Genomic DNA, 25,804 nt, shown 5'->3' on the forward strand with positions numbered 1-25,804 from the left:
GAGCGGCGCCCGTCCCTGCCTCACTGGAAGGAGCGGACGGCGCGGAACTCGCCGTACTCGACGCGGCGGCGCAGGGTGTCGAGCATTTCGAGCACCTCGGCCTCGCCATGGTGGCGCACCAGTTCGGTGACGGCGGTCGCCATCGCGGTCTCGGCGAGGATGTCCGCCTCGATCCCGTCCGAAATGCCGTCGGCCCAGGCTTCGTTGTGATACTCGCTGGCGACTTGCTTCTTTTCGGCGACGATCATCTCGTCGAGTTCGGAACCGTGCAGATCGATCATCGAATAGTCCTTCTTCCACTGTCCGAGGCGGCAGCGGGCCTCTGGGCGGGGAAGGCGGGTCGCGGACGCAAACCACCCTCTATACAAATCGTTAACTTCCGTACCTTGCGCTGATCTCTCGCGAAAGGTCGGCGCCTTCCTTGGCGTATCTTTCCACCGCGACCGTCGCAGCCGGGGTACACTTCCGGTAGGTGGATTCGAAGGCTCGATACCCCTGGTTGAAGTGCGCCACAAGGGTCCGTCGATCGGCCTCGCCCGGCGCTTGGGCTTCGAGAATGGCGTTCATCTTGGCCCGCCACACGTCGGCGTTCGGGTCACCGCAGATGCCGCGCAGGAAATGCAGCGAGCCGAGAACGGTGGCGAGGCGCGACAAGGGCTTCATGTAGGGTGCGTTGGAGGGCTTGGCGGCCGGCTCCTCGGCAGCGGGCTTTTCCTCCGCGGGGGGCTTGCCGTCCTGGGCGGACGCGGCGGTGCCGGCCAGTGCCAGGGCGACGCCGGCAACCCCAAGAATTTTCAGAAAATTGTCCGCGAAAGCCATAAGCGAGGTTTGCAGCCGGATTGGGGTGAATGCAAGACGCGCGAAAGGGGCGGGGCCTCCTGCCGCGCGTTAAGGTTAGCGGCGCGCCGCGTCCTGCACGATGGCCGCGAGCCCCGGTGTCGTGCGTCCCTCCGCCTCCATGCCCCCGACCTCGGAGACCGGGAAGAACCGCGCGTCCGCCGCGCCGTCGGCGGCCGCCACCGCGTCGCCGTTCCATTCGGCCAGCGAGCGGAACACGGCGATCACGGCATGCGCGTCGTGCGCCGGATCGATCGCCTCGTGCAGCCGCAGGAGTTCGATCGCCTCCAGCTCGACGCCGGTCTCCTCGCGCATCTCGCGCCGCGCGGCGTCCTCCAGCCGCTCGCCGAACTCGACGCGCCCGCCCGGCAGGCTCCAGGCGCCAGCCCAGGGCGCGCGGCCCCGGCGCACGAGGCAGACGTCGGTGCCCTTCAACAGGCAGACGGAAACACCGAGAAGCGGGCGGGGCGTGCTCATGGCGCGGCATAGAGTGCGATTCCGCCTCCGGGCAAGTCTTGCGGCGCGCCGTCCGGTCCCCCATCCTCGCCGCCATGTGCGGACGCTTTGCCCTGACCGCGACACCGGACGCGGTGCGCGACGCCTTCGACCTCGACGCGGTGGACCCATTCCCGCCGCGCTACAACATCGCTCCGACCCAGCCTGTGCTGCATGTCGCGCTGTTTCCCGCGCGCGGCGGTTTGCGGCGCGAGGCGCGCCTCGGACGCTGGGGCCTGATCCCCGGCTGGGCCAAGGACCCGGCGCATCTGCCACTCCTGTTCAACGCGCGGGCGGAAACGGCGGCCGAGCGTCAATCCTTCCGCGGCGCGATGCGCCATCGCCGCTGCCTCGTGCCCGCCACCGGCTTCTACGAGTGGCGCCGCGCCGAGGGTGCCAAGCCCGAGCCCTTCCTGGTTCGCCCGGCGGGCGGCGCCGTCGCCGCTTTTGCCGGCCTGCACGAGACGTTCCTCGCTTCCGACGGCAGCGAGATCGACACGCTGACGATCCTCACCGCGCCCGCCGGCCCGCGCCTGTCGGCCATCCATGCGCGCGCGCCGGTGGTCGTGTCGCCCGATGCCTTCGAGCGCTGGCTCGATGTCGGCGGCCGGCCGCCGGCCGCCGTCGCCGATCTCCTCCATGCCGGGCTGACCGACGCCTGGGAGGCTCTGCCGGTCTCGACCCGCGTCAACGCGGTTGCCAACATGGGGCCGGAGGTTCAGGAACGGGCGGCGGCGCGGCCCGCTCCCGAAGGGCCGGGCCAACTCTCCCTGTTCTGAACGACCAACCGGACGGATCCCATGAACATCGATCTCCTGAAGCGGCTGTGCGAGACCCCCGGCGTGCCGGGCCACGAGCACCGGGTGCGCGACCTGATCGCGGCGGAAGCCGCCGACCTCTTCGACACGATCGAGACCGACGTGATGGGCTCCCTGGTCTGCACGCGAAAGGGCGAAGGCGACGACCCCGAGCGCATCGTCCTCGCCTGCCACATGGACGAGATCGGCTTCCTCGTGAACTACGTCTCGGACAAGGGCTTCATCCACGTCTCGCCGGTCGGCGGCTTCGACCCGCGCAACCTGTTCTCGCGCCGCGTTCTCGTCTGCACCGACGAGGGCGACTATCGCGGCATCATGAACGCCGAGGGCAAGCCGATCCACATCTCCTCGCCTGAGGACCGCAAGAAGGTGCCGGAAGCGACCGACTTCTTCGTCGACATCGGCCTCGGCGCCGCGGCCAAGGAAAAGGTGCGCGTCGGCGATTTCGTCGTCATGGACGAGCCGCTGGTCGAGATGGGCGATCGCATCGTCTCCAAGGCGCTCGACAACCGCATCGCCTGCTGGCTCGGCCTCGAAGTGGTGCGCAAGCTCCTGGCCGACGGCCGGTCGCACAAGTGCCAGCTGACTGTCGCCTTCACGGTGCAGGAGGAGGTCGGCCTTCGTGGCGCGCGCACTGTCGCCCACGACATCCGCCCGCATATCGGGATCGGCATCGACACCACGCTCGCCTGCGACACGCCGGGGGTCCCTGAGCGCGACAAGACGACGGAGCTCGGCGCCGGCTTCGGCCTTCACATGAAGGACAGTTCCTTCATCAGCGATCGCGAGCTGGTGCGCGAGTTCGAGGCGCTGGCCAAGGCGAACGACATTCCCTGGCAGCGCACGATCCTGGCGGCCGGCGGGCAGGATGGGGCCGCGTTGCAGCAGGCGGCGGCCGGCGCCCGCGCGATCGGCATCGTGGTCGGCACGCGCTATATCCACACGGTCTGCGAGATGATCGACCGCCGCGACCTCCTGGCCGCACGCGACATCCTCGCGGCCTTCGTCGCCCGGCACTGAGGGGCGCCCAAACGAAAGAGCCCGCCGTGAAGGCGGGCTCGAAGCGGCTCGATCCGGCGGGGCCGGAGAGCCGGGCACTACTGCCGGATCAGTCGCGCGCGTTGGCGTTGGCCACGGTGCGCTGTGCGGTGGCCTTGCTCAGCGCGCCGTGCTGGGTCGCCTTGGCGGCGAGCACGGCCGCGATGCCGATCTCGCGATAGTTGCTGACGAGCTTGCTGTCGCGCTCGCGCTCTTGCTTGGAACGAAAGTTGAACTGCTGCTTGGTCATTTCCGTATGCCTGCGGTGTTTTACTGGGTGCCAGGGTTGGCGTGATGGTCGTAGAAAGCCAGACGAATGCGTCTTCTTAGCGGCGCAAATCTGAAAAGACGACGAATCTATACTTAACAAATGGTTGCCACGGCGACATGTTGCGTGATTGCATCATGTTGCAATGCAGAAGCCACGTTGACGTTATCGTCAATACTTAACGGAAGATGAACGAAGCGGGGCGGCTCGCGCCGGTTTGAACCGGATCGGAATTGCCTGTAGCTCTGCTGCGCCGCCGCACGGGCGGCAGACCGAGGACCGACATGACCGACGAGACGCCGCGCCTGTTCCTGACCAACACGCTGACCCGCCGGAAGGAGGCCTTCCGTCCGCTCGACTGGCACGGCGAGGGCGTGGCGGAAGCCGACCGGCGCGTGCGCATGTATGTCTGCGGGCCGACGGTCTACGACTTCGCCCATATCGGTAACGCGCGGCCCGTGATCGTCTTCGACGTCCTGTTCCGCCTGCTGCGTCAACTCTACGGGTCCGAGCGGGTGACCTATGCCCGCAACATCACGGACGTGGACGACAAGATCAACGCCCGCGCCGCGCGCGACTTCCCCGACCTTCCGCTCAACGACGCCATCGCGCGGGTGACGGAGAAGACCGCCGCGCAGTTCCACAAGGACGTGGCGGCGCTCGGCTGCTTGTCGCCGACGGTCGAGCCGCGCGCCACGGCCTTCGTCGCGCCGCGGGCCGACGGCCTGCCGGACATGATCTCGATGATCCGGACGCTGATCGAGAAGAACCACGCCTATGTCGCGGGCGGCGAAGTCCTGTTCGATGTCGCCTCCATGCCGGCCTATGGCGCGCTGTCGCATCGCAGGCTCGAGGACCAGCAGGCCGGCGCGCGCGTCGCTGTCGAGGCGCACAAGAAGAATCCGGCCGATTTCGTCCTTTGGAAGCTCTCGGGCGACAACGAGCCAGGCTGGGACAGCCCTTGGGGTCGGGGACGGCCCGGCTGGCACATCGAGTGCTCGGTCATGTCGGCGGCCTATCTCGGCCAGACCTTCGACATCCACGGCGGCGGGCTCGACTTGATCTTCCCGCACCACGAGAACGAGATCGCCCAGTCCTGCTGCGCCCACGGCACGGAACGCATGGCCGAGGTCTGGATGCACAACGGCTTCGTGCAGGTCGAGGGCCGCAAGATGTCGAAGTCGGAGGGCAACTTCGTCACGATCGCCGACGTCTTGGAGACCGAAAAGGTCGGCGGCCGTCGCTGGCCGGGCGAGGCCGTGCGCCTCCTCATGATGAAGACCCACTACCGCGAGCCGATCGACTTCACCGCCGCCAAGCTGGACGAGGCCGTGCGCGAACTCGACAAGTGGGAGCGCCTGGCGCGCGCGGCTGGCGAGGGCGTCCCGGCCGATGCCGCACCCGAACCCGAGTTCCTGGCCGCCGTCTGCGACGATCTCGCGCTGTCGCCCGCCATCGCGCGCGTCCACGCGCTGTTCGACGAAGGCCGCGCGGCCGAGGCGCTCGCTTCGCTGCGCCTTCTCGGTCTAGACCCCGTTCGCGAGCAGGGCTTGAGCGCCGACGTCGCCGATCGCATTTCTCGCCGCCTTGATCTCCTGAAGGCTCGGGACTTCGCGGCCGCCGACGCGCTGCGCGACGAACTCGCGGCCGAAGGCGTGCTCCTCAAGGACGGCAAGGATCCTGCCACCGGCGAACGCGTCACCACCTGGGAGATCAAGCGTTGAGCGAGACGCGCCGGCAGCTTTATCCGACGATCCAACCCTACCGGACGGGCCAGTTCGACGTCGGCGACGGCCACGTCCTCTACTTCGAACTGTGCGGGAACCCCGACGGCAAGCCGGTGATCTTCCTGCACGGCGGACCGGGAAGCGGCTGCAACCCGACCCATCGCCGCCTGTTCGATCCCGAGCGCTACAACGTCCTCCTGTTCGATCAGCGCGGCTGCGGCCGTTCCTCGCCGCTCGGCGCTCTCCATGCCAACACCACCCCGCATCTTGTGGAGGATGTGGAGCGCCTGCGCCGCATGGTCGGCTTCGAACAGGTCATGCTCTTCGGCGGCTCCTGGGGCTCGACCCTGGCGCTCGCCTATGCGGAGGCCTATACCGCCCATGTGACCGAGATGGTGCTGCGCGGCATCTTCACCGGCCGCCGCTCCGAACTCGACTGGTACTACCGCGAGGGCGCGAGCCGGCTCTTTCCGGATGAGTGGGAGCGCTTCCTCGCGCCGCTGCCCGAAGAGGCGCGGGCCGATCCGGTCGCCGGATACCGGCCGCTTCTCCTCGACCTCGACCGCAACGTGCGCTCGCGCGCGGCTCGCGCCTGGACCGACTGGGAGGCGCGCACCGTGTCCATGCGCACGCTGCACGACGTCGCCGGCGGCTTCGGCGCCAGCGACCATGCCATCGCCTTCGCCCGGATCGAGAACCACTACTTCTTCCACGATCTCTGGCTGGACGAGGGGCAGCTCATCCGCGATGCCGGCCGTCTCGCCGGCATTCCCGGCGTGATCGTCCAGGGGCGCTACGATGTCGTTACGCCCCCCGTCACCGCCTGGGACCTCCACAAGGCCTGGCCGGGCTCGGAGCTCCAGATCGTGGAGGATGCCGGCCATGCCTTTTCCGAGCCAAACACCCTGGACCGACTGATCCTCGCCACCGACCGCTTCGCGACCCATAACGGAGGGAGTGTCCCGCGAACGAGGAGCGTTCGGTCATGACCCTCGACAACAGGCCCTTCCGCACCGGCGGCTGCCAATGCGGCGCCGTGCGCTTTCGCATTCACGGCGCGCTCGGCCGCGCCTCCGTCTGCCACTGCCGCATGTGCCAGAAGGCGTTCGGTGCCTTCTACGCGCCGCTGGTCAATCTGGGTTCAGCCGAACTCGTCTGGACCAGGCGCGAGCCCAAGCGCTTCCGCTCGTCCAACCAGGTGCAGCGCGGCTTCTGCCCGGACTGCGGCACGCCGCTGACCTACGAGGCGCCGGACGGCACGGCGCTGGCCATCGGCGCCTTCGACGACCCGACGGCGCTGGCGCCCGAGATCCAGTTCGGCACCGAGAACAAGCTGCCCTATGTCGACGGCGTACCGGGCCTTCCCGTGCGCACGACGGAACAGGATGCGGACGCCGCCTATCTCTCCGACATCGTCTCGCTGCAGCATCCGGACTGCGAGATGCCGGGCGACCGGCCGGGCGACGCGCACCAGGCGTGACCGCTCGCATCACGGAAACGAATGGCTGCCATCAACGAAACTAAGGTGCAGTGATGGTCGGGGATTGCTAGAAGCAGGCCGGACCCCGGAGCCGATCCCATGCCCGCATCCCAAGCCGAGCCCGCCAGCGGCTATGCCTACGGCATCGCCGCCTATTCGATCTGGGGCCTCGTCCTGCCGCTCTACATGAAGGCCCTGGCGCACGTGCCCTCCATGGAGGTGATGGCACAGCGCATCCTGTGGTCGTGGCTGCTCACGCTCGGAATTCTGGCCGCGGCCGGGGGCCTCAAGGGTCTCGCCGCCGTTCGCAGCCCGCGCGTCCTTGGGACGCTCGTCCTCACAGCCGCGCTGATCTCGGTGAACTGGGGCGTCTATGTCTGGGCGATCGCGACCGGCCATGGGCTCGACGCCGCGCTCGGCTACTACATCAACCCGCTGATCAACGTCCTGATGGCCGGCGTCTTCCTGCGCGAGCGGCTGAACCGGCTGCAGACCATCGCGGTCGGCATCGCTACCGCCGGCGTCCTCGTGCTGACGTTGGAGAGCGGCGGCCTGCCCTGGGTCTCGCTGGCGCTGGCGCTCTCGTTCGCCTCCTATGGCCTCTTGCGCAAGACGGTGAAGATCGGCGCGACGGAGGGCTTCTTCGTCGAGGTGACGATCCTGTTCCTGCCGGCCCTCGCGCTCGCGGTCTGGCTGGTGCGGGACGGCGGCGGGCATTTCGGCATCGGCGCGACGGAGACCGCGCTGCTTGTCGGTACCGGCGTGATCACCGCCGTCCCGATGATCCTGTTCTCGCTGGCCGCGCGCCTCCTGCGCTACACGACCGTCGGCCTTCTCCAGTACATCGCGCCGACGCTGATCACGCTCACCGCGATCTTCATTTTCGGCGAGCCCTTCGGCCCCTGGCAGGCCGTCGCCTTCGGCTGCATCTGGACGGCGCTCGGCCTTTACAGCTGGTCCATCCTGCGCGATCGCCGGGCCGCCGGCCGGGCTGTCCCGGCCGTCGAACCCGCGCACTGAGCAGTCAGAGCTTCTCGATCACCTCGGCGACGCCCTCGCTCTCGCGCTTGGGGGCGGCGGCTTCCAGGGCGGGCAGGAGGTCTTCGATCCGGTCCACCACGATCGGCTTGACCATGTGGCCGGTGTGGATGAAGCCGGCCTCGCGCATGTGGTCGAGCAGCGCGGCGAACGGGTCCCAGAAGCCGTTGATGTTGGCGATGGCGATAGGCTTCTGGTGCCGGCCAAGCTGGCTCCAGGTCATGATCTCGACCAGTTCCTCCAGCGTCCCGATGCCGCCCGGCAGCGCCACGAAGGCGTCGGCCCGTTCGAACATCAGGTGCTTGCGCTCGTGCATGTCCTTGGTGACGACGAGCTCGTCCAGCCGCTTGAGTTCGCTCTCGGTCGCCTCCATGTCGATCAGGAAGCGCGGGATGATGCCCGTCACGCGCCCGCCGGCCGCGATCACGGCGTCGGACACGGCGCCCATGATGCCGCGCGTTCCTCCGCCATAGACGAGGTGCATGCCGGCCCGCCCCATGGCGGTGCCGAGCGCCTCGGCGGACTGGCGGTAGATGGGATCGCGGCCCGCCGAGGAGCCGCAGTAGACGCAAAGGGATCGAATCGAAGTCATGGCGTCAAGGTCGGTCGAACGGGGTGCCCGGTCAAGCCGGACGCGCCGGTTTTCGCTGCACTGCGTCAGCTCCGCGCCTCGATCGCCTCCGCCACCTCGTCGGCCATCTTGAGCGTGCGCACGACCAGCGGCACGGCGAGCGCGAGCGGGTGCCGGTCGAGCCCGCGCGCCTCCTGCGCCTCGCGGATGTCGGAAAGGACCGTGCCCAGTGCGGGGATGAACCGGATCGCCAGCGAGATCGCCAGACTGACGCGCGCCGGATCGACGCCGAACCGCCGCAGCGGTCCGAGCGCGCGCTCCAGCGTATCGACCGTGTCCGACACCCGCGTCGTCAGCGTCACGAGCGACGCAAGCAGGAGAAGCGCGGCGAGCCGCATGGTGATCAGCGCGGCCGACGCCGCGTCCGCCAGCCAGAGCTGCGCCAGGAACAGGAGGAGGAGGATCGGCAGCGCCGGCCGGAGCTGCCGGAACGCCTCGGCCGCCGAAAGGCCGGCGAAGGGAAACAGCGCGAGCGAGCCGACGAGAAGCGCCGCCATGGCGAAGGGGTTCGAGACCAGCACGGCAAGCGTGCCCGCCGCCGCCAGGAACAGAAGCTTCGCCCCTGCCGGCAGCCGGTGCAGGCGGCTGTCGCCGGGCCGGTAAAGACCCCCCATCATGCGCAGAGGCTCCGATAGGCGCCGATCGCCTCGGCGGGCGGTCCGTCGAAGGCGAGGCGCCCGGTTTCGAACACGAGGACCCGATCGAAGCCCGACAGGAGGTCGAGGTCGTGCGTCACCATCACGACCGTCTGCTGCAGCGCGTCGATCCGGGCCATCACCCGGCGCTTGTTGCGAAGGTCGAGAAGCGTCGTCGGCTCGTCGAGCACGAGGATTTCGGGCCGTGCGATGCCGACGCCGGCCAGCGCGACCATCTGGCGCTCGCCGCCGGAAAGCTCGTGCGTCAGCCGGTTCTCGAAGCCGGCCAGGCCCGCCTCGGCGAGGGCAAACGACACGCGTCGGGCCAGTTCCCCGCGATCGAGCTTCAGCGGCTTCAGCCCGAAAGCCAGGTCTTCCCCGACCGTCGGATAGACGATCTGGTTGTCCGGGTTCTGGAACACGAAGCCGACGCGCCGGCGCACGGCACGCCCGTCAGCCGCCGTGTCGAGGCCGAACACCCGGACCGTTCCCTCCGTCGGCAGGAGGAGCCCGTTCAAGAGGCGCGCGAAGCTCGACTTGCCGGAACCGTTGGCCCCGATCACGCCGATCCGCCGCTCGGCGAGCCGGAGGTCGAGGCGGGAGAGGACGTCTCGTCCGCCCCGAGCCAGCGAGACGCCCAGCAACTCGATCATGCCCGAGCCGGACCTTTCGTCAGGCGCGTGCCGCGCCGGTCCGGCCCTGCCCGATCAGCGGGTAGGATCGCTTGACGATGACGATCGCGGCGCTCGCCACGGTCGCCTTCACGAGATCGCCGGGAATGAAGGCCATGGCCGAGCCGGCGAAGGCTTCCAGAAGGCCGAGGCCCGACATGGCCGCGAACCAGGGCACGCCGACGGCATAGACCACCCCGATGCCGCCCGCGACGCAGAAAGCGAAGGCCGAGACGGGGCCGAGCCGGTCCCAGAAGCGCTCCGTCAGCCAGCCGATGAGGAGGGCGGCCAGCACCCAGCCGTAGATGAAGCCGGACCAAGGCCCGACGAAGGGTGCAAGGCCGCCGCGCCCGCCCGACAGAAGCGGAAGGCCGACGGCGACGAGCACGAGGAAGAGGAGCATGGAGAGGACGCCGCGCTTCGCCCCGAGAATGCCGCCCATCAGCATCGGCCCCATGGATTGGGCGGTGACGGGGATTGCGATGATCGGCAGCATCAGCGGCGGAAAGGCGCCGAGCACCGCCATCACGGCTGCGAAGAGGGCGATCAGTACGAGGTCGCGCGTGGACATGCCTGTCGTTCCCTAAAAGCCTGCACCCTTCTGGAGGGCCGGCGGAAGATTCCCTGCGTCCATTCCCGGGGTGGCCCGGACCGATTCGACGGATCCCCGAGCTTGTGGCGTCCCGCCGGCCTTGCGTCAAATCGACTGGGCGATCGCCGCCTCGAGATAGGCGGTGCGCAGCCGACGCGCGATCGGTCCGGGCTTCCCCTCGCCGACGGGAGCGCCGTCGATCTCGACCACCGGCGTGACGAAGGCGCCGGCCGACGTGATGAAGGCCTCCCGCGCGCCCTGCGCTTCGGCGATCGTGAAGGGCCGCTCCTCCACGGCGAGGCCCAGCTCCCCCGCCACCGTCATGATCGCGGCACGGGTGATCCCGTGCAGGATGTCGTGGCCGAGCGCCCGCGTGCGGATCGTGCCGTCCTGCGTCACGATATAGGCGTTGTTGCTGGTACCCTCTGTGACCTCGCCGTTCTCCACGAACCAGGCGTCGTCCTTGCCCTGGCGCTTGGCCTCCATCTTCGCCATCGAAGGATAGAGGAGCTGAACGGTCTTGATGTCGCGGCGGCCCCAGCGAAGGTCGGGCACGGAGACGACCCGCAGCCCCGCTTCGGCCTCCCGCGTTTCGATCGCGTCGCGCTTCTGCGTGAACAGGACGAAGGATGGCGCGGTGTCCGCCTTCGGAAAGGCGAAGTCGCGATCCGCCTCTCCTCGCGTCACCATGAGATAGACATGGCCGTGATGAAGGGCGTTGCGTCGGACGAGTTCGCGATGGATCGACAGGATTTCCTCGTCCGTCGCGGGCGAGGGCAGGTCGAGTTCCCTCAGTGAGCGGCGCAGGCGCGCGCAATGGCCGGGAAAGTCGATGAGCTTGCCGCCGATCACCGCCGTCACCTCGTAGACCGCGTCGGCGAACAGGAAGCCGCGATCGAAGACCGAAACCTTGGCGTCGGTTTCGGGGTGGTAGGCGCCGTTGACGTAGACGATGCGGGTCATGGATGCCGTGGTCCTCGATGCGTTCGGCGCTGCTTCTAGCGCATAAGGACCGGTGGGACGAGACGATCGGGCGCCATGTCCCGTCTTGCCGGTTGAAGACGACGGGCTTCCGACGTTACCTGTTGGGTCTCGGGAGAATCGCCGCCGTGCGCCGCGCCTCCCGTCGGAGGGGGACTGAAAGCGTATGGGCCACTATCTCGGGCTGGATCTGGGCACGTCGTCGCTCAAGGCCCTGATCGTCGACGAGGACCAGACCCCCGTCGCGACCGCCAGCGCCCCGCTGCATGTGACGCGCCCGGCCTTCGGCTGGTCCGAGCAGGAGCCGGGCGATTGGATCGCCGCCTGCGAGAGCGTCCTGGCGCAGCTCCGGGCCGAGCATCCCGCCGCGCTTGCCTCCGTTGGCGGCATCGGCCTGTCCGGCCAGATGCACGGCGCGACGCTGCTGGACGAGGCCGACGAGGTCCTGCGCCCCTGCATCCTCTGGAACGACACCCGTTCTCACGAGGAGGCCGAGGAACTCGACGACGAGGAAGCGCGCGGCATCACGGGCAACATCGTGTTTCCCGGCTTCACCGCGCCCAAGCTTCTCTGGGTCGCGCGCAACGAGCCGCGCATCTTCGAGCGAGTGCGCCGCGTGCTCCTGCCGAAGGACTATCTCCGCCTATGGCTGACCGGCGAGGCCGTTTCCGATATGTCGGATGCCGCCGGCACCGCGTGGCTGCGCACCGGCGAGCGCCGCTGGTCGTCCACCATGCTCCGCCGGACCAGGCTGTCGGAAGCCGAGATGCCGCGCCTCGTGGAAGGCACGGAGGCTAGCGGCACCCTGCGCGCCGAACTCGCGCGCCGCTGGGGCCTGCCCGACGGGGTGGTCGTGGCAGGCGGCGGCGGCGACAACGCGGCCTCGGCCTGCGGCGTCGGCGTGACCCGGCCAGGCACCGGCTTCCTGTCGCTCGGCACCTCGGGCGTCCTGTTCACCGCGAGCGCCGGATACGATCCGGTGCCCGACACCGCGCTCCACACCTTCTGCCACGCCCTGCCGGGCCTCTGGCACCAGATGGGCGTCACGCTCTCGGCGGCGGGGTCGCTGGAATGGCTGTCCGGCGTCCTCGCCGAGAAGCCGGGCGACCTCGTCGCAGGGGCGGGCACGGAGCTTCGCGCGCCGAGCCGCCTCCTGTTCCTGCCCTATCTCTCGGGCGAGCGCACGCCGCACAACGACGCGTCGGTTCGCGGCGCCTTTATCGGCCTCCAGGCCGATACCAGCCGGGCCGACATGGTCCGCGCGGTTCTCGAAGGCGTCGCCTTCTCCATCCGCGACTGCCTCGACGCCGCGCCCCATGCCTCATGGGTGCGCCAGCTCATTGCGGTCGGCGCCGGCTCGCGCTCCGAACTCTGGCTGAAGATCATGGCGAGCGTCCTGGAGACGCCCGTCGCCCTGCCGGCGGCGGGCGATTTCGGCGCGGCCTTCGGCGCGGCCCGCCTCGGCATCTGCGCCGCGACCGGTGCGGACCCCGATTCGGTCATGACCGAGCCGCCGATCGCCGCGCGCTACGAGCCCGACGAAAAGCTGGTCGAATCCTTCGCCGACGCGCATCACCGCTATCAGGCGCTCTACCCCGCGCTGATGGCCGCCGGCCGGAGCTGACCCCGAGCGCCCTCAGGGACGCAGGAGGTAGAGCGCCGCGTACTGCAGAAGCATGATCGTCTTGCCATCGCGGATGGCGCCGGTGGCGATCATGCCGAGCGCCTCGTCGATCGGAAGCTCCAGGACGTCGATGTCCTCTCCCTCCGCCTCGTTGCCCCCGCCGGCCGACGCGCGGTCGCCCGGCGCGTATTCCGCCACGAAGAAGTGCAGCCGTTCGGTAACGGAGCCGGGGCTCATGAAGGCGTCGAAGATCGGCCGGACCTCCCCGATCGCGAACCCGGTCTCTTCCGCCGTCTCCGCACGAATGCGGGCCTCGGGCGTCGCATCGTCCAGGAGACCTGCGGGCGCTTCGATCAAGAGGTCGTCATGTCCGTTGACGAAGGCGGGATATCGGAACTGCCGCGTCAGGATCACCGTCCGCCGCCGTGGGTCGTAGAGCAGGATCGTGGCGCCGTTGCCGCGGTCGTAGGTCTCGCGGGACTGCCGCTGCCAGCGCCCGTCGCCGCGCCGATAGGAAAACACCGTCTTTTTTAGAACGTACCAGTCGTCCGACAGGGTGGTGACGCTCTCCACGCGGATGCGCTCGGCGATGCTCATGGTCACGTTGCTCCCCTCCGGCCATCCCGGCCGCTTGGCAGGCGTCATTCATCCGTGCATATTCGTGCAACGTCAAGAATTTTCGTGCAGGGTTGCGATGCTGACTTCGGAACGCAAGGCGTTGATCCTCGACACGTTGCGCCGGGAAGGGCGTGTGGTCGCCAAGGAGGTCAGCCATCGGCTCGGCCTGTCGGAAGACACGATCCGCCGCGACCTGCGCGAACTGGCGGGCGAGGGCCTTTTGCAGCGGGTGCACGGGGGAGCCCTGCCGTCCTCGCCGGCCGTGGCGGATTACGCCGCACGCGAGCGGATCTCCCTCTATGCCAAGGCGAGGCTCGGTCGTGCGGGCGCCCGTCTGATACGCCCCGGCCAGGTGGTTTTCCTCGACGGCGGCACAACCAACGTCGAGGTGGCGCGGCACCTGCCGCCGGACCTTCGGCTGACCGTCGTCACCCATAGCCCGAGCATCGCCGTCGAACTGGCCGATCACCCTGGAGTGGAGGTGGAACTCGTCGGCGGTCGCCTGTTCAAGCACTCGGTCGTCGCCATGGGCGCGGGATGCGTCGAGGCATTGCGGCGCATTCGGGCAGATCTCTTCGTCATGGGGGCGACGGGCGTCCATGCCGAACTCGGGCTCACCACCGGCCACGCCGAGGAGGCGGCGCTGAAACGGCTGATCGCGGAACAGTCGGCCGAGATCGTGGTGCTGGCGACGCGCGACAAGCTCGGCGCCGCTTCGCCCTTCGGCATCGTGCCGCTGGCCGAGATCGGCACCCTCGTGGTGGAGCCCGACCTTTCCGCCGACCTTCTCGATCCGCTCGCCGCATGCGGCATCGACATCGTCGCGGCCTGAGAGCCCGTCCTGCAAACGAAACGGCCCGGCATGTCGCCATGCCGGGCCGCCGAGACGTCGGACGTCCGTCGCGCTTACTGCGCGGCGGCAGTCTGGATGTAGTCGTACTTGCCGTTCTTCCACTCGTAGATGACGTAGCCGGGCAGGGTCACGTCGCCCTTGTCGTCGAACTTCAGGTCGCCGATCACGGTGGAGAAGGTGTCGGCGTCGAGCGCCTTGACGACATCCTCGTACTCCGTGCCGCCGGCCTTCTTGGCCGCGTCGACCCAGGCCTGAATGGCGGCGTAGGTGTAGAGCGCGTAGCCCTCGGCGCTCTTGCCCGAGCCCTCGATCGCCTGCACCACCGGCGCGGCGGTCGGGTTCTTGCGCGGGTCGGGCGAGAAGGTCATGAGCGTGCCTTCGCCCGCGTCACCCGTGATCGCCCAGTACTCGTCGGTGACGATGGCGTCGCCCGACATGATCTTGGCGTCGACGCCCTGTTCCTTCATCTGGCGGGCGATGAGGCCGGCCTCGGTGTGGTAGCCGCCGATGTAGACGAGCTTGATATCCGCCTGCTTCAGCTTCGAGACGAGGGCGGTGTAGTCCTTTTCGCCGGCCGAATAGGACTCGGTCAGCGTCGGCTTCTTGCCGTTGGCTTCCATCGCCTTGGCGGTCTGCTCGGCGAGACCCTTCCCGTAGGCCGACTTGTCGTCGAGGACGGCGACGTTCTGGTCCTTGAAGTTCTCGGCGATGTAGGCGCCGGCGACCTCGCCCTGCTGGTCGTCACGACCGCAGACGCGGTAGATGCCGTCCGACGGGCGCTTGTCGGTGAAGTCCGGGTTGGTCGAAGCCGGCGAGATCTGGACGATGCCTTCTTCCGAATAGACCTGGCTGGCCGGGATCGAGGAGCCCGAGCAGAAGTGGCCGGCCACGAAGGGCACGCCCTGCGAGGCGAACTGGTTGGCGACCGCCACGGCCTGCTTCGGGTCGCAGGCGTCGTCGCCCACCGACAGCTTCAGCATCTCGCCGTTCACGCCGCCCGCGGCGTTGATGTCCTTCACGGCCTGCTCCGCGCCGACGCGCAGCTGCTCGCCGAAGGTCGCGTACTGGCCCGTCATCGGACCCGCGACGCCGATCGTGATGTCGGCGAAGGCGGCGCCGCCCAGCACGACGTTGAGGGCCACACCGGCCAGAAGCGCTTTCATCATCTGTCTGTTTTCCCTGTTGATTCCCGATCCGTCTTGCGCGGAGCGGAGGGTTCGCGCGTTTCGTCCCCGAGGCGAGTAAAGACCAACGTTCGCGTAAGCGGAATAGGCATTTTCGCGCACAGGCGAGGTTATGCCTAATTTTTTCGGCTTCCGGCGAATTGCCGAAGTTTTATGCCCTTTCGAAGCGGTACTGGCGGGCCATTTGGCTCGCCCGCGTCCTGGTCCGCCCGAGGGCCGCGAAGGCGACAATCACGGCGAAATCGATCACGCCGTAATGGAGCGCCGTCGGCAGCGTCTCGGGCGGCAGGAAGAAGGTGCCGTGGAACAGGCTGAAATGCAGGAAGCGGATCGCCGCCGTCAGCAGCAGGCAATAGAAGACCATCAGTCCCCAGCCGCTCCAGGAGCGAGCCGTGGAGCGTCCGATCGCGTAGGCCAGCGCGCCGCCGATCACGACCGTGACGATCAGGAACTCGACGAACGTCACCTCCCAGAGGAGGGCCATTTCCTTTTCCATCAGTGATGCCCCCCTTCGAGATAGGCGCTGCGCACTTCCTCGCGGGCGAGAAGCTCGCGGCCCGTGCCGCTCATGGTGATGCGGCCGTTGACCATAACGTAGCCGCGATGGGCGAGGCGGAGAGCGTGGAAGGCGTTCTGCTCGACCAGGAACACCGTCAGCCCCTCGTTGCGGTTCAATTCGCGCACGGCCTCGAAGATCTGCTTGACGATGAGCGGCGCGAGGCCGAGCGACGGCTCGTCGAGGAGCAGCAGCTTCGGCCGGCTCATCAGCGCACGACCGATCGCCAGCATCTGCTGCTCGCCGCCCGACAGCGTGCCGCCGCGCTGGCCGGCCCGCTCCTTGAGGCGGGGGAACAGCTCGAAGACCTTGCGCAGATCGTCCTCGAAATGGTCCTGCCCGACCAGCGTCGTGCCCATCTGCAGGTTTTCCATGACGGTCATGCGCCCGAAGATGCGCCGCCCTTCCGGCGACTGCGCGATCTGGCGGGTCATGATCGTGTGGGTCGGCAACTGCGTGATGTCCTCGCCGCGATAGAGGATCTGCCCCGAGCGCGCGCGCGGATTGCCGCAGATCGTCATCATCAGCGTCGACTTGCCGGCGCCGTTGGCGCCGATCAGCGTCACGATCTCGCCGTCGCCGACGTCGAGGTCCACGCCCTTCAGGGCCTGGATCTTTCCGTAGAAGGTCTCGACGCCCCGGATCGACAGGAGCGGATTGAGCGTCGCCGGCGCAGCGGCATGTGCTTGGGTCACCGTCGCGCTCATGCGCCCGCTCCTCCCGGCAGTCCGGCGGTCGCGACCGCCCCGTCGATGTCGCCCTGGTCGAGCTTGGCCTCGACCGCCTCGACCTCCTCGTCGTCGACGCCGAGATAGGCGGCGATGACGCGCGGGTCGTTGCGGACTTGCGTTGCCGTGCCGTCCGAGATCTTGGTGCCGTAGTCGAGCACGACCACGTGGTCGGAAATCTCCATCACGACGCCCATGTCGTGCTCGATCAGGAGGATCGAGACGCCGAAGTCGTCCCGCAGCGAACGAAGCAGCGTGTTGAGCTCCGCCGATTCGCGCGGGTTGAGACCCGCCGCCGGCTCGTCGAGGCACAGGAGCACCGGGTCCGTGCACATGGCGCGGGCGATCTCCAGCCGGCGCTGGTCGCCGTAGGAGAGATCGGCCGCCGGATCGTCGGCGCGATGGAGGAGGGCGGTGCGCTTCAGCCAGTCCACCGCCCGGTCCTGCGCCGCTTCCTTGGCGCGCCGGTAGCCGGGCAGGCCGAGAAGGCCGCCGACCGTGAAGCCGGACGCCGCCATCAGCTTGTTGTGCTGGGCGACCAGGAGGTTCTCGAACACCGTCATGCCGCCGAAGAGCCGGATGTTCTGGAAGGTGCGCGCGACGCCCGCCACTTCGGTGATGCGAAAGTCGCTCATCCGCTCCAAGAGGAAGACCTCGCCGCCCGAAACCTTGCGGCTCTGGGCGCCGGAGCGGGTGAGGGCAACGACCTCGTCCTGGCTGATTCCGGAGCCGCGGCGAAGCGCGATGCGCCCCTCCGTCGGCTTGTAGAAGCCGGTCACGCAGTTGAACACGGTGGTCTTGCCGGCCCCGTTGGGGCCGATCAGGGCGGTGATGTCGCCGCGCCCGACCTGGAAGGACAGGTCGTTGATGGCGACGAGGCCGCCGAAGCGCATGGTCAGGTGCTCGACGGTGAGCACCGGGTCGCGCGTCCAGCGACCCGCCGTTTCGATCATTTCGGCCATGGTCAGTGTCCCTCGCCCTGGGCGACCATGTCGGCGCCGATCGCCTTGCGTTCCTTGTAGACGGCGGAGGGCTGGCGGGAGGAGACGAGCCCGCGCGGCTTCCAGACCATGATGGCCACCATGGCGACGCCGAAGATCAGCATGCGGTACTGGGTCGGGTCGAACCCGGCGCCGAAGACGACCTGCAGGAAGCCGAGGTTGCGCAGGAGCTCGATGCCGCCGATCATGACGATCGAGGCGATCACGACGCCGATCTGCGAGCCGAGGCCGCCGAGAACGACGATGGCGAGGATGATCGCCGATTCGAGGAAGGTGAAGCTTTCCGGCGAGATGAAGCCCTGGCGCGTGGCGAAGAACGACCCGGCGAAGCCGCCGAACATGGCGCCCGTGGCGAACGCTGTGAGCTTGACGTTGGTCGTGTTGATGCCGAGCGCCCGGCAGGCGATCTCGTCCTCGCGCAGCGCTTCCCAGGCCCGGCCGACCGGCATCCGGCGCATGCGCAGCGTCACGAAGTTGGTGAGGAGGGCCAGCGCCAGAATGATGTAGTAGAGAAAGATGAAGCGGTGGATGCCGTCGTAGGGAATGCCGAAATAGTCCGAGAACGATCCTTCGCCGCGCCCGAAGTCGAGGCCGAAGAGGGTCGGCCGCGGGATACCGAGAAGGCCGTTCGGGCCGCCCGTCACCTGATACCAGTTGAGGAGCACCACGCGGATGATCTCGCCGAAGGCGAGCGTCACGATGGCGAGGTAGTCGCCCCGCAGGCGCAGCACCGGGAAGCCGAGGACGATGCCCCAGAGCGCGGCGAAGAGGCCGGCCATCGGAAGGCAGACCCAGAAGCCGAGCTCGAAGTTGATCGCGAGCAGCGCGAAGGAATAGGCGCCGACCGCGTAGAAGGCGACGTAGCCGAGGTCGAGAAGACCCGCGAGGCCGACCACGATGTTGAGGCCCCAGCCGAGCATGACATAGGTCAGGATCAGGATGGAGAGGTCGATCAGGTAGCGGTCGCTGGACGGCGCGACCAGCCGGATCAGGAAGGGCAGAACCAGCGCGAGGGCCAGGAGGCCGACGCCGAGGAAGCGGCCGAGGCCGGCGCCCTTGGTCGAGACGGTCTTGCCGCCCTTGGCGGAACCGGCCCCCTTCGCCCGGCGCTGGAAGAGCACGAGGCTGAGCACGAGGCGCACGCCGAAGGCGATCGCGATCGCGATGAACCAGAGGTCCCAGCGGATCGAGAGGACGAGGCCGCCCGGCGCGATGTCGGTGCGCACGAGGAGGAAGAACAAGGTGAGCGCGCCGACGATGGCGGCGGTGATCACCGCCTCGCGCAGCGCGACCGCGAAGCTCGGGCCCGAAGTGGGCTCGGCCGCGAAGGGCGGCTCGCCCCGCATGGCGTCGCGGCGGGTCTCGTCCTCGATCTGCGCGCCTTCCGGCGTCGTGGACGGGGTCTGAATGCCGGCCATGGTCAGACCTTCTCCACTTCGGGCCGGCCGAGCAGGCCGGAGGGCAGGAAGATCAGCACGATCGCCAGGATCGAGAAGGCCGCGACGTCCTTGTATTCGACCGAGAAATAGCCGGACCAGAAGGTCTCGATCAGGCCGATCGCAAGCCCGCCGAGCATCGCGCCGGGGAGGGAGCCGATGCCGCCGAGAACGGCCGCGGTGAAGGCTTTCACGCCGGCCAGGAAGCCGATGTAGAAGTCGATGACGCCATAGTAGAGAAGGTACATGGTGCCCGCGACGGCCGCGAGCGAGGCGCCCATGACGAAGGTCAGCGAGATCGTGCGGTCGACGTTGACGCCGAGCAGCGCCGCCATCTTGGAGTCCTGCTCGCAGGCGCGCTGCTGGCGGCCGAGCGGGGTGCGGGCGATGATCAGCGAGAACACCGTCATCAGCACCAGCGTCACCACGATGATGGTGATCTGCATGTAGGAGATCTGGACGCCGGGAATGACGTTCACCGCGCCCTGGATCTGCGGCGGCAGCGGCTTCACGCGCGCGCCCTGCGACACCTGCACGAAGTTCTGCAGGAAGATCGACATGCCGATGGCGGTGATCAGCGGCGCGAGACGGAACGAGCCGCGCAGCGGGCGATAGGCGATCCGTTCGATCGACCAGCCCCAGAGGGCGGTGAAGAGCATCGCGACAACGATCATCAGCAGGAGCACGATGGGCAGGAACGTCAGTCCCGCGGCCACCAGCAGGAGGAACGTGGTCAGGGCGATGAACGAGCCGATCATGAACACCTCGCCATGGGCGAAGTTGATCATGCCGATGATGCCGTAGACCATCGTATAGCCGATGGCGATCAATCCGTAGATCGATCCCAGCGTCACGCCGTTGATCAATTGTTGGAGGAAGTATTCCATGGAGCCTCTTCGATTCGAGCGGCTTCGGGTGATGGCCTCGGCAATTCCGTCGCACAACCCTCATGCATGGCGAATTTCTTAGCAACTCGAAAAGGTTTCGCCAACGAGGCCCTTGCGCGAGAACGTGGATAAGCCAAACGCCGGAGGCGCGCGGGCAAGAGGAGCCCCATTTCCCATCCGCTTGGAATTGTTCTAAGGAAACACCATCTCATCGGCAGCCCGCCCGGGGGAGGACCTCATGCGTCTCACGCGCCAGACGAACTACGCCATCCGGCTTCTGATGTATTGCGCCGTCAACACGGGGCGCCTCAGCCGCGTCGGCGACGTGGCGGCCGCCTACAACGTGTCCGAACTGTTCCTGTTCAAGATCCTGCAGCCGCTGGTCGAAGCCGGGTTCGTCGAGACCGTGCGCGGACGCAACGGCGGCATCCGGCTGGCACGCGCGGCGTCCGCCATCACGCTGCGCGAGGTGGTCGAGACCACCGAGGAAAGCTTCGCCATGGCCGAATGCTTCGAGACGGGCGCGGTGGACTGCCCGCTGATCGACAGCTGCGCCCTGAACGCGGCCCTGCGCGCCGCCCTCGACGCCTTTCTCTCGACCCTCGGGAACTACACGATCGAGGGTCTCGTTTCCTCCAGCGGCGCGATCCGCAACCGGCTGGGGCTCGGAGAGCTTGCCGCTCCCGTGGCCCCGCCCGCCGCGATGATGGCGAACTGATCAGCCGAGCATCCGGCCGATCAGATTGAGCTGGGCCGGCAGGCAGACCCGTTTCAGATCGTAGTCCCGCACGATCGTGCGCCGCGCCTCGCGGCGCATCTCGCGATACTTCTCGGGCTGGCGCAGCGCCTCGACCACCGTTTCGGCGAGCTCCTTGGGATCGAAGAAGTCCACGAGAAGACCATTCTCGCCATGGCGCACGACCTCCTCGACCGGCGCGGTGCGCGAGCCGATCAGAAGGCATTCGGTCGACATGGATTCGAGCATCGACCACGACAGGACGAACGGGTAGGTCAGGTAGACGTGCGCGTCCGACACCTGCAGCAGCTTCTTGAAGTCGTCGTACTCGACCCGGCCGACGAAATGGACGCGTGATTCGTCCAGCGGGTTCTCCTTCAGGAACCGCGCCTTGTAGGTCTCGCCCTCCGGCAGCCGCTGCCCGTAGGACACGCTGTCGCCACCAACGATCACGACCCGCGCTTCCGGCACCTTTTCCAGGATCCGGTTGACCGCCCGGAAGAAGATGTGGGAGCCGCGATAGGGTTCGATGTTGCGCGCGACATAGGTCACGACGGGCGCGGACTTGTCGTAGGTGCGCCCGTCCAGCGTCACCGAGGGCGCGTCGCTCGGCACCAGCTGATCGGTGTCCACGCCGTCGTGGATCACCTTCACCTTGGGCTGGAAGATCTGCGGGATGCGGCTGTGCTGCCAGCGCGTCGGCGACAGGCCGTAGTCGGTTGCCTCCAGGCAGGACAGGATCACCTGATTGCGGCAGCGGAGCTGGAACTTCAGCTCGGGCTGACTGGGATATTCCGGATCGAAGCCGACGTCGGCGCCGACCGCGCTGTAGTAGAACTCGATGTAGCTGAGCAGCGGAACGTCGGGGAAGATGTCCTTGACGAACTGCGTCTCGCCCCAGCCGCTATGGCCGATGATGATGTCCGGCCGCACGTTCTCCTTCTGCATCTGAAGAAGCAGCCGCGCGACGGCCTGGCCGTGGAGGATCGCGTCCTCGGTGGTGCGCAGGTAGTTGTGGATCTCGGGATTGGGCGCACGGTGCAGCGAGTATTCGACCAGCCGGACGCCGGGCAGGCGGTTCCGCGTCGGCTTGGTGAGAAAGAACAGGCGGTTCTTCTCGCCGAGCGCCCGGCACAGGTGCAGGAACTGGCCGGGGAAGTTCTGGTGGATGAAGAGGAGCGTCTTGTTCTGGATCATGATCGGCGCAACGCGGGAACGGGAAGACATCCCTTCACGCTTCGACGATCGGGACGGCGGGCGGCGGCGCGCCGGACGACGCGCCGCCGTGGTCTGCCTTACTCTTCCCGGAAGGCGCGGTCCATGGAGCGGGTGATCGGCGACAGGATGTAGTCGAGCGCCGTGCGCTCGCCAGTCGGGATGATCACCTCGGCCGGCATGCCGGGGTAGAGGCGGATGTCGTGGGCGAGATGGGCGAGGGCGCCCGGCTGCACCTCGACATCGGCCTTGAAGTAGGCGGTGCCGTTTTCGAGCATCAGGCGGTCGGGCGAGACGCGCAGGATCTTGCCTTCCACGGAGGGCGTCGTGCTCTGGTTGTAGGCCGTGAGCTTGACCATCGCGGTCATGTCCGGCTCGACCTTGGCGATGTCCTGCGGCTGCACCATCGCCTCGATGATGAGCTGCGTGTTGTCGGGCACGATGTCGAGGATGCGCTCGCCGGGGCCGAGGACGCCGCCGTCGGTGAACTGGGTGAGGCCGATCACGGTGCCGGTGACGGGCGCGCGCACTTCGGTGAGCGCCAGCGTCGCCTTGGCCGACTGGAGGCGGGGCACGATGTTGGCCATGTCGGACTGAACCGTGCTCAGGCCCTCGTTGGCTTCGGTCAGGCGATCCTGGCGCAGACGGTTGATCTGCATCTCGGCCTCGCCCTGCGTTTCGCGGGCCTCGGCGATCTGCGACTTGAGGGAACCGGTCTGACCGCCGAGATCGACGGAGGCGCGCTCGAGCGCGAGGACCTGCGTCTTGGGCGCGAGGCCCTTGGCGAGAAGCGAGGACACGCCCTTCTTCTCTTCCTCGATCAGTTCCTGCTGGCGATCGATCGAGTTGATCTGGATCTGGTAGCCGTTGATGCGGGTTTCCAGCTGCTGGCGGCGCTGCTGGAGGATCTCGACCTGCGTCTCCAGACCCATCTTGCGGGTCTGGAAGAGGGTGGTCTGGTCCGTGATCAACTGCTCGACGGCCGGGTCGTCGCGGCGCTCCAGGAGTTCGGGCGGGAAGGTGATCTCCGCCTCGCCCTTGCTCTCGGCCGTGAAGCGGGCGCGGCGGGCGAGGAGGTTCATGAGCTGGTTGTCGTAGACCTCGTAGGCCGAACGCGCCTGCACGTCGTCCATGCGCAGGAGGATGTCGCCCGCCTGCACCTTCTGGCCGTCGCGCACCATGACCTGGCGCACGATGCCGCCGTCGCGGTTCTTCACGACCTTGCGGCTGTCTTCGACCTTGACGACGCCGCCGGCGAGCACGGCGCCGGACAGCGGCGCGAAGGCCGCCCAGGTGCCGATGCCGACGATGAAGACGCCGACGATGACCGAGCCGATCATGATCGGGCGGCGCAGGCCGAAGTCGAAGCCGCCGTCCTCGGGGCCGGCTTTGGGCGCCGGCTTTGAGGCGTCGGTGATGGCGGGTGCGTCTTCCGGCTTCTTCCTGAAGGCGATCACGGACATGACTTAATCTTTCAACCGTTCAGGATCAGGACGAGGCCGGGATGGCCTTGGGCTCCGCGCCGGCGGCCACGGCCTGCTGGGGCTGGGACTGCGGCTGGGCGGGCGGGGCGCCGGTCGGGGCGGGGGCGACGACGCGGGCGAGGACCTCGTCGCGCGGACCGAAGCGCTCCACCATGCCGTCGCGCAGGAGCAGGATCTTGTTGGAATAGTTCAGCGCCGACATGCGGTGCGAGATGACGACCACCGTCGAGCCCATGCGGCGCAGCGCCACGATGGCGGCGAGGAGCGCCTGCTCGCCGTCGGAATCCAGCGAGGCGTTGGGCTCGTCGAGCACGACGAAGGACGGGTTGCCGTAGACGGCGCGGGCGAGCGCCACGCGCTGGCGCTGGCCGACGGAGAGCATGGCGCCGCCCTCGCCGAGCTCGGTGTCGTAGCCGTCGGGCAGGCGCAGGATCAGGTCGTGGCAGCCGGCCATCTTGGCGGCCGCGAGGACAGCTGCGTCGTCGGGCTCCTTGGCGAAGCGGGCGACGTTCTCGCGCACCGTGCCGGAGAAGAGCTCGACGTCCTGCGGCAGATAGCCGATGTGGCGGCCGATGTGGTCGCGGCCCCAGGAATGCATCTCGGCGCCGTCGAGGCGGACGGAGCCCGAGGTCGGGCGCTGGACGCCGATCAGGAGGCGGGCCAGCGACGACTTGCCGGCGCCGGACGGGCCGATGAGGCCGAGGCAGTCGCCGGGCTCCAGGCCGAAGTTGAGGTTCTTGAGCAGCGCCTTGTTGGTGCCGGGGAAGGCGTAGAAGCAGCCCTCGACGGTGAGGCGGCCGGCGGGACGCGGCAGCTCCATGCCGCGCTCGGCGGCGGGGAACTCCAGGAGCAGGGCGTTGAGGCGCTCGAAGCTCTGGCGCGTGGCGACGATGGTCGACCAGGAGCCGACCGCGCGCTGCACCGGGGCGAGCGCCTTGGCGACCAGCATGACGGCGGCGAAGAGGACGCCGGGGCCGGCGAGGCCCTCGATCACGAGAAGCGCGCCGCCGGCGAGCATGGCGACCTGGAGGAAGTTGTTGAGGAAGCGGATCGCCGCCTGGACCGAGCCGCCGCGCTCGGAGGCCTCTTCCTGCGCGCCGAGCATGGCGAGGCGGTCGCGGTTCCAGCGATGGGTCAGGCCGGGCAGCATGCCCATGGCGTAGATGACCTCGGCGTTGCGCAGGCCCGAGTCGGTCGCGGAATAGGAGCGCTGGCCGGCGATGTTGGCTTCGCGCAGCGCCGGCTTGGTCACGTATTCGTTGAGGATCGCGAGGCCGAAGAGCAGGATCGCGCCGACCGTCGCGGCCATGCCAAGCCGCCAGTCGATGAAGGCGATGACGAGGAGGAAGATCGGCGTCCAGGGCGCGTCGAGGATGGTGTTCGTCACGTTGCCTGCGATGCCCTGGCGGAACGTGTCGAGATCGCGCAGCGCGGCGGAGCGGGCCGGGCGGCCGGCGCGAAGGCCGGCGTTGACCACGGCGTCGAGGAGGCGGGGCGCCATCTTGCGGTCGAGCATCGTGCCGATGCGGATCAGGATGCGGCCGCGCAGCTCCTCCAGGGCGACCATGACGATGAAGGCCATGATCACGGCGAGGGAGAGGTAGATCAGCGTCGATTCGGAATGCGAGGTGATGACGCGGCTGTAGACCTGCGTCATGTAGAGGGGCATCGCGAGGAAGAGCAGGTTCGATCCGAAGGAGAACAGCGCGGCGAAGGCCATGGGCTTGGTGCCGGCGCGGAGGGCATCGCGCATCTCGGGCGCGAGGGTCACTTTGGTCTGCATGGATCGCCTTTGCGGACGGACGCTGCGGAACTACGAAGCGTCCGCACGCATGACCGCTCCCAACAAGCCAAAGACGGCTTCTTGAGGGCAAATGCGGCCGGGGCGCGGGGACGCCGAGGCCGGACCATACAGACAATGGATCGGATTTTCTACTTATCCGCGCGTCACACGCGCGTGGGCGGCCGAGGACGGACGCGCCAAAGCGCCCGCACCGCTGATCGCGGCCGGGGTGATGGGATGGTTCCGCTTCGTGCCGCCGTTCCTTGGAACGGGCGACGGGCCGCCGGAGGCGAACCTCCGTGGGTAGTCAAGTGTATGTGGTCCGCCTCCGGCGACCCGCGCGGTGGTTGCGGTTCCGGACCGGGATGCGAAGCCGGCCCTGGCCTTTTGTTCGAGGATTACGCAGGGCGTCTCGGCCCGATGCGGCGGCGGTCTGTCACACCGCCTGCCTTGGGCTGTCTCCAACGCCGAGTTGTCGAAGAGCCGCC

28 protein-coding genes are annotated in these 25,804 nt (G+C 68.2%); 9 read left to right on the forward strand and 19 right to left on the reverse strand.

Features of this window, described 5'->3' with window-relative positions:
• Positions 1-20: 20 nt before the first annotated feature.
• The 3 genes from O5O54_RS01245 to O5O54_RS01255 all read right to left on the reverse strand — a co-directional run bounded on the left by O5O54_RS01245 (position 21) and on the right by O5O54_RS01255 (position 1,314).
• Positions 21-281 (reverse strand): hypothetical protein, encoded by a 261-nt coding sequence (locus O5O54_RS01245; RefSeq protein WP_279477921.1) that lies wholly within the window; start codon positions 279-281, stop codon positions 21-23.
• A gap of 91 nt (positions 282-372) precedes the next feature.
• Positions 373-819 carry a TIGR02301 family protein gene (locus O5O54_RS01250; protein ID WP_279477922.1) on the reverse strand — a complete coding sequence of 149 codons (447 nt, stop codon included), beginning with the start codon at positions 817-819 and terminating at the stop codon, positions 373-375.
• 75 nt (positions 820-894) lie between these two features.
• Entirely contained in the window at positions 895-1,314 is a 420-nt protein-coding gene (locus tag O5O54_RS01255; RefSeq protein ID WP_279477923.1) for an NUDIX hydrolase, read from the reverse strand.
• A gap of 74 nt (positions 1,315-1,388) precedes the next feature.
• Here O5O54_RS01255 and O5O54_RS01260 point away from each other — a divergent pair, with 74 nt between their 5' ends.
• Positions 1,389-2,111: an SOS response-associated peptidase gene (locus tag O5O54_RS01260; RefSeq protein ID WP_407061649.1), complete on the forward strand. Its 723-nt coding sequence runs from the start codon at positions 1,389-1,391 to the stop codon at positions 2,109-2,111.
• A 21-nt stretch (positions 2,112-2,132) separates the two neighbouring features.
• Positions 2,133-3,170, forward strand: coding sequence for a M42 family metallopeptidase (locus O5O54_RS01265; protein WP_279477925.1), 1,038 nt, complete (start codon positions 2,133-2,135; stop codon positions 3,168-3,170).
• A gap of 88 nt (positions 3,171-3,258) precedes the next feature.
• Here O5O54_RS01265 and O5O54_RS01270 read toward each other — a convergent pair whose 3' ends face one another.
• Complete coding sequence (locus O5O54_RS01270) at positions 3,259-3,438, reverse strand: hypothetical protein (protein WP_279477926.1); 180 nt, start codon at positions 3,436-3,438, stop codon at positions 3,259-3,261.
• 302 nt (positions 3,439-3,740) lie between these two features.
• Here O5O54_RS01270 and cysS point away from each other — a divergent pair, with 302 nt between their 5' ends.
• The 4 genes from cysS to rarD all read left to right on the forward strand — a co-directional run bounded on the left by cysS (position 3,741) and on the right by rarD (position 7,683).
• Complete coding sequence (gene cysS, locus O5O54_RS01275) at positions 3,741-5,180, forward strand: cysteine--tRNA ligase (protein WP_279477927.1); 1,440 nt, start codon at positions 3,741-3,743, stop codon at positions 5,178-5,180.
• Positions 5,177-6,172: a prolyl aminopeptidase gene (pip, locus tag O5O54_RS01280; RefSeq protein ID WP_279477928.1), complete on the forward strand. Its 996-nt coding sequence runs from the start codon at positions 5,177-5,179 to the stop codon at positions 6,170-6,172. The genes cysS and pip overlap by 4 nt, the downstream gene beginning before the upstream one ends.
• Positions 6,169-6,663: a GFA family protein gene (locus O5O54_RS01285; RefSeq protein WP_279477929.1), complete on the forward strand. Its 495-nt coding sequence runs from the start codon at positions 6,169-6,171 to the stop codon at positions 6,661-6,663. The genes pip and O5O54_RS01285 overlap by 4 nt, the downstream gene beginning before the upstream one ends.
• 99 nt (positions 6,664-6,762) lie before the next feature.
• Complete coding sequence (gene rarD / locus O5O54_RS01290) at positions 6,763-7,683, forward strand: EamA family transporter RarD (protein WP_279477930.1); 921 nt, start codon at positions 6,763-6,765, stop codon at positions 7,681-7,683.
• A gap of 4 nt (positions 7,684-7,687) precedes the next feature.
• On the opposite strand, the gene O5O54_RS01295 is transcribed toward rarD, so the two are convergent.
• The 5 genes from O5O54_RS01295 to O5O54_RS01315 form a co-directional block, all read right to left on the reverse strand.
• The gene (locus O5O54_RS01295) at positions 7,688-8,293 is read right to left on the reverse strand and encodes a TIGR00730 family Rossman fold protein (RefSeq protein WP_279477931.1); all 606 of its coding nucleotides are present in this window, start codon (positions 8,291-8,293) and stop codon (positions 7,688-7,690) included.
• 65 nt (positions 8,294-8,358) lie between these two features.
• Positions 8,359-8,949, reverse strand: a complete 591-nt coding sequence (locus tag O5O54_RS01300; RefSeq protein WP_279477932.1) for an energy-coupling factor transporter transmembrane protein EcfT — start codon at positions 8,947-8,949, stop codon at positions 8,359-8,361.
• Entirely contained in the window at positions 8,946-9,620 is a 675-nt protein-coding gene (locus O5O54_RS01305) for an ABC transporter ATP-binding protein (RefSeq protein ID WP_279477933.1), read from the reverse strand. The genes O5O54_RS01300 and O5O54_RS01305 overlap by 4 nt, the downstream gene beginning before the upstream one ends.
• A 19-nt stretch (positions 9,621-9,639) precedes the next feature.
• Entirely contained in the window at positions 9,640-10,209 is a 570-nt protein-coding gene (locus O5O54_RS01310; RefSeq protein ID WP_279477934.1) for a biotin transporter BioY, read from the reverse strand.
• Between the two features lie 126 nt (positions 10,210-10,335).
• Entirely contained in the window at positions 10,336-11,193 is an 858-nt protein-coding gene (locus O5O54_RS01315; protein ID WP_279477935.1) for a D-amino-acid transaminase, read from the reverse strand.
• 184 nt (positions 11,194-11,377) lie between these two features.
• Here O5O54_RS01315 and xylB point away from each other — a divergent pair, with 184 nt between their 5' ends.
• Positions 11,378-12,835 (forward strand): xylulokinase, encoded by a 1,458-nt coding sequence (gene xylB / locus O5O54_RS01320; protein WP_279477936.1) that lies wholly within the window; start codon positions 11,378-11,380, stop codon positions 12,833-12,835.
• 12 nt (positions 12,836-12,847) lie between these two features.
• Here xylB and O5O54_RS01325 read toward each other — a convergent pair whose 3' ends face one another.
• Positions 12,848-13,432: an NUDIX domain-containing protein gene (locus O5O54_RS01325; RefSeq protein WP_279477937.1), complete on the reverse strand. Its 585-nt coding sequence runs from the start codon at positions 13,430-13,432 to the stop codon at positions 12,848-12,850.
• A gap of 97 nt (positions 13,433-13,529) precedes the next feature.
• Between O5O54_RS01325 and O5O54_RS01330 the strand changes: the two genes are divergently transcribed.
• Entirely contained in the window at positions 13,530-14,285 is a 756-nt protein-coding gene (locus O5O54_RS01330; RefSeq protein ID WP_279477938.1) for a DeoR/GlpR family DNA-binding transcription regulator, read from the forward strand.
• Between the two features lie 74 nt (positions 14,286-14,359).
• On the opposite strand, the gene O5O54_RS01335 is transcribed toward O5O54_RS01330, so the two are convergent.
• From O5O54_RS01335 to O5O54_RS01360, 6 genes are all read right to left on the reverse strand, one after another.
• Entirely contained in the window at positions 14,360-15,472 is a 1,113-nt protein-coding gene (locus O5O54_RS01335) for a branched-chain amino acid ABC transporter substrate-binding protein (protein WP_279477939.1), read from the reverse strand.
• Between the two features lie 169 nt (positions 15,473-15,641).
• The gene (locus tag O5O54_RS01340; protein WP_279477940.1) at positions 15,642-15,974 is read right to left on the reverse strand and encodes a DUF6867 family protein; all 333 of its coding nucleotides are present in this window, start codon (positions 15,972-15,974) and stop codon (positions 15,642-15,644) included.
• Between the two features lie 11 nt (positions 15,975-15,985).
• Positions 15,986-16,753, reverse strand: a complete 768-nt coding sequence (locus O5O54_RS01345; protein WP_279477941.1) for an ABC transporter ATP-binding protein — start codon at positions 16,751-16,753, stop codon at positions 15,986-15,988.
• A complete protein-coding gene (locus O5O54_RS01350) occupies positions 16,750-17,727 on the reverse strand; it encodes an ABC transporter ATP-binding protein (protein ID WP_279478698.1) in 978 nt (325 codons plus the stop codon). Before O5O54_RS01350 ends, O5O54_RS01345 begins: the two co-directional genes overlap by 4 nt.
• Positions 17,728-17,738: 11 nt before the next feature.
• Positions 17,739-19,121, reverse strand: coding sequence for a high-affinity branched-chain amino acid ABC transporter permease LivM (livM, locus tag O5O54_RS01355; protein ID WP_279478700.1), 1,383 nt, complete (start codon positions 19,119-19,121; stop codon positions 17,739-17,741).
• A 74-nt stretch (positions 19,122-19,195) separates the two neighbouring features.
• A complete protein-coding gene (locus tag O5O54_RS01360; protein WP_279477942.1) occupies positions 19,196-20,098 on the reverse strand; it encodes an ABC transporter permease subunit in 903 nt (300 codons plus the stop codon).
• A 238-nt stretch (positions 20,099-20,336) separates the two neighbouring features.
• On the opposite strand from O5O54_RS01360, the gene rirA reads away from it, so the two are divergent.
• Positions 20,337-20,816, forward strand: coding sequence for an iron-responsive transcriptional regulator RirA (gene rirA, locus O5O54_RS01365; protein WP_279477943.1), 480 nt, complete (start codon positions 20,337-20,339; stop codon positions 20,814-20,816).
• Here the strand turns inward: rirA and O5O54_RS01370 are convergent, their stop codons facing one another.
• From O5O54_RS01370 to O5O54_RS01380, 3 genes are all read right to left on the reverse strand, one after another.
• Positions 20,817-22,061, reverse strand: coding sequence for a glycosyltransferase family 4 protein (locus O5O54_RS01370; RefSeq protein ID WP_279477944.1), 1,245 nt, complete (start codon positions 22,059-22,061; stop codon positions 20,817-20,819). It lies immediately after the preceding gene.
• A gap of 68 nt (positions 22,062-22,129) precedes the next feature.
• Positions 22,130-23,512 carry an HlyD family type I secretion periplasmic adaptor subunit gene (locus tag O5O54_RS01375; RefSeq protein WP_279477945.1) on the reverse strand — a complete coding sequence of 461 codons (1,383 nt, stop codon included), beginning with the start codon at positions 23,510-23,512 and terminating at the stop codon, positions 22,130-22,132.
• Between the two features lie 25 nt (positions 23,513-23,537).
• Complete coding sequence (locus tag O5O54_RS01380) at positions 23,538-25,316, reverse strand: type I secretion system permease/ATPase (RefSeq protein ID WP_279477946.1); 1,779 nt, start codon at positions 25,314-25,316, stop codon at positions 23,538-23,540.
• Positions 25,317-25,804: the final 488 nt, after the last annotated feature.

Source organism: Aureimonas sp. SK2 (assembly GCF_029813115.1).
Lineage (GTDB): Bacteria > Pseudomonadota > Alphaproteobacteria > Rhizobiales > Rhizobiaceae > Aureimonas.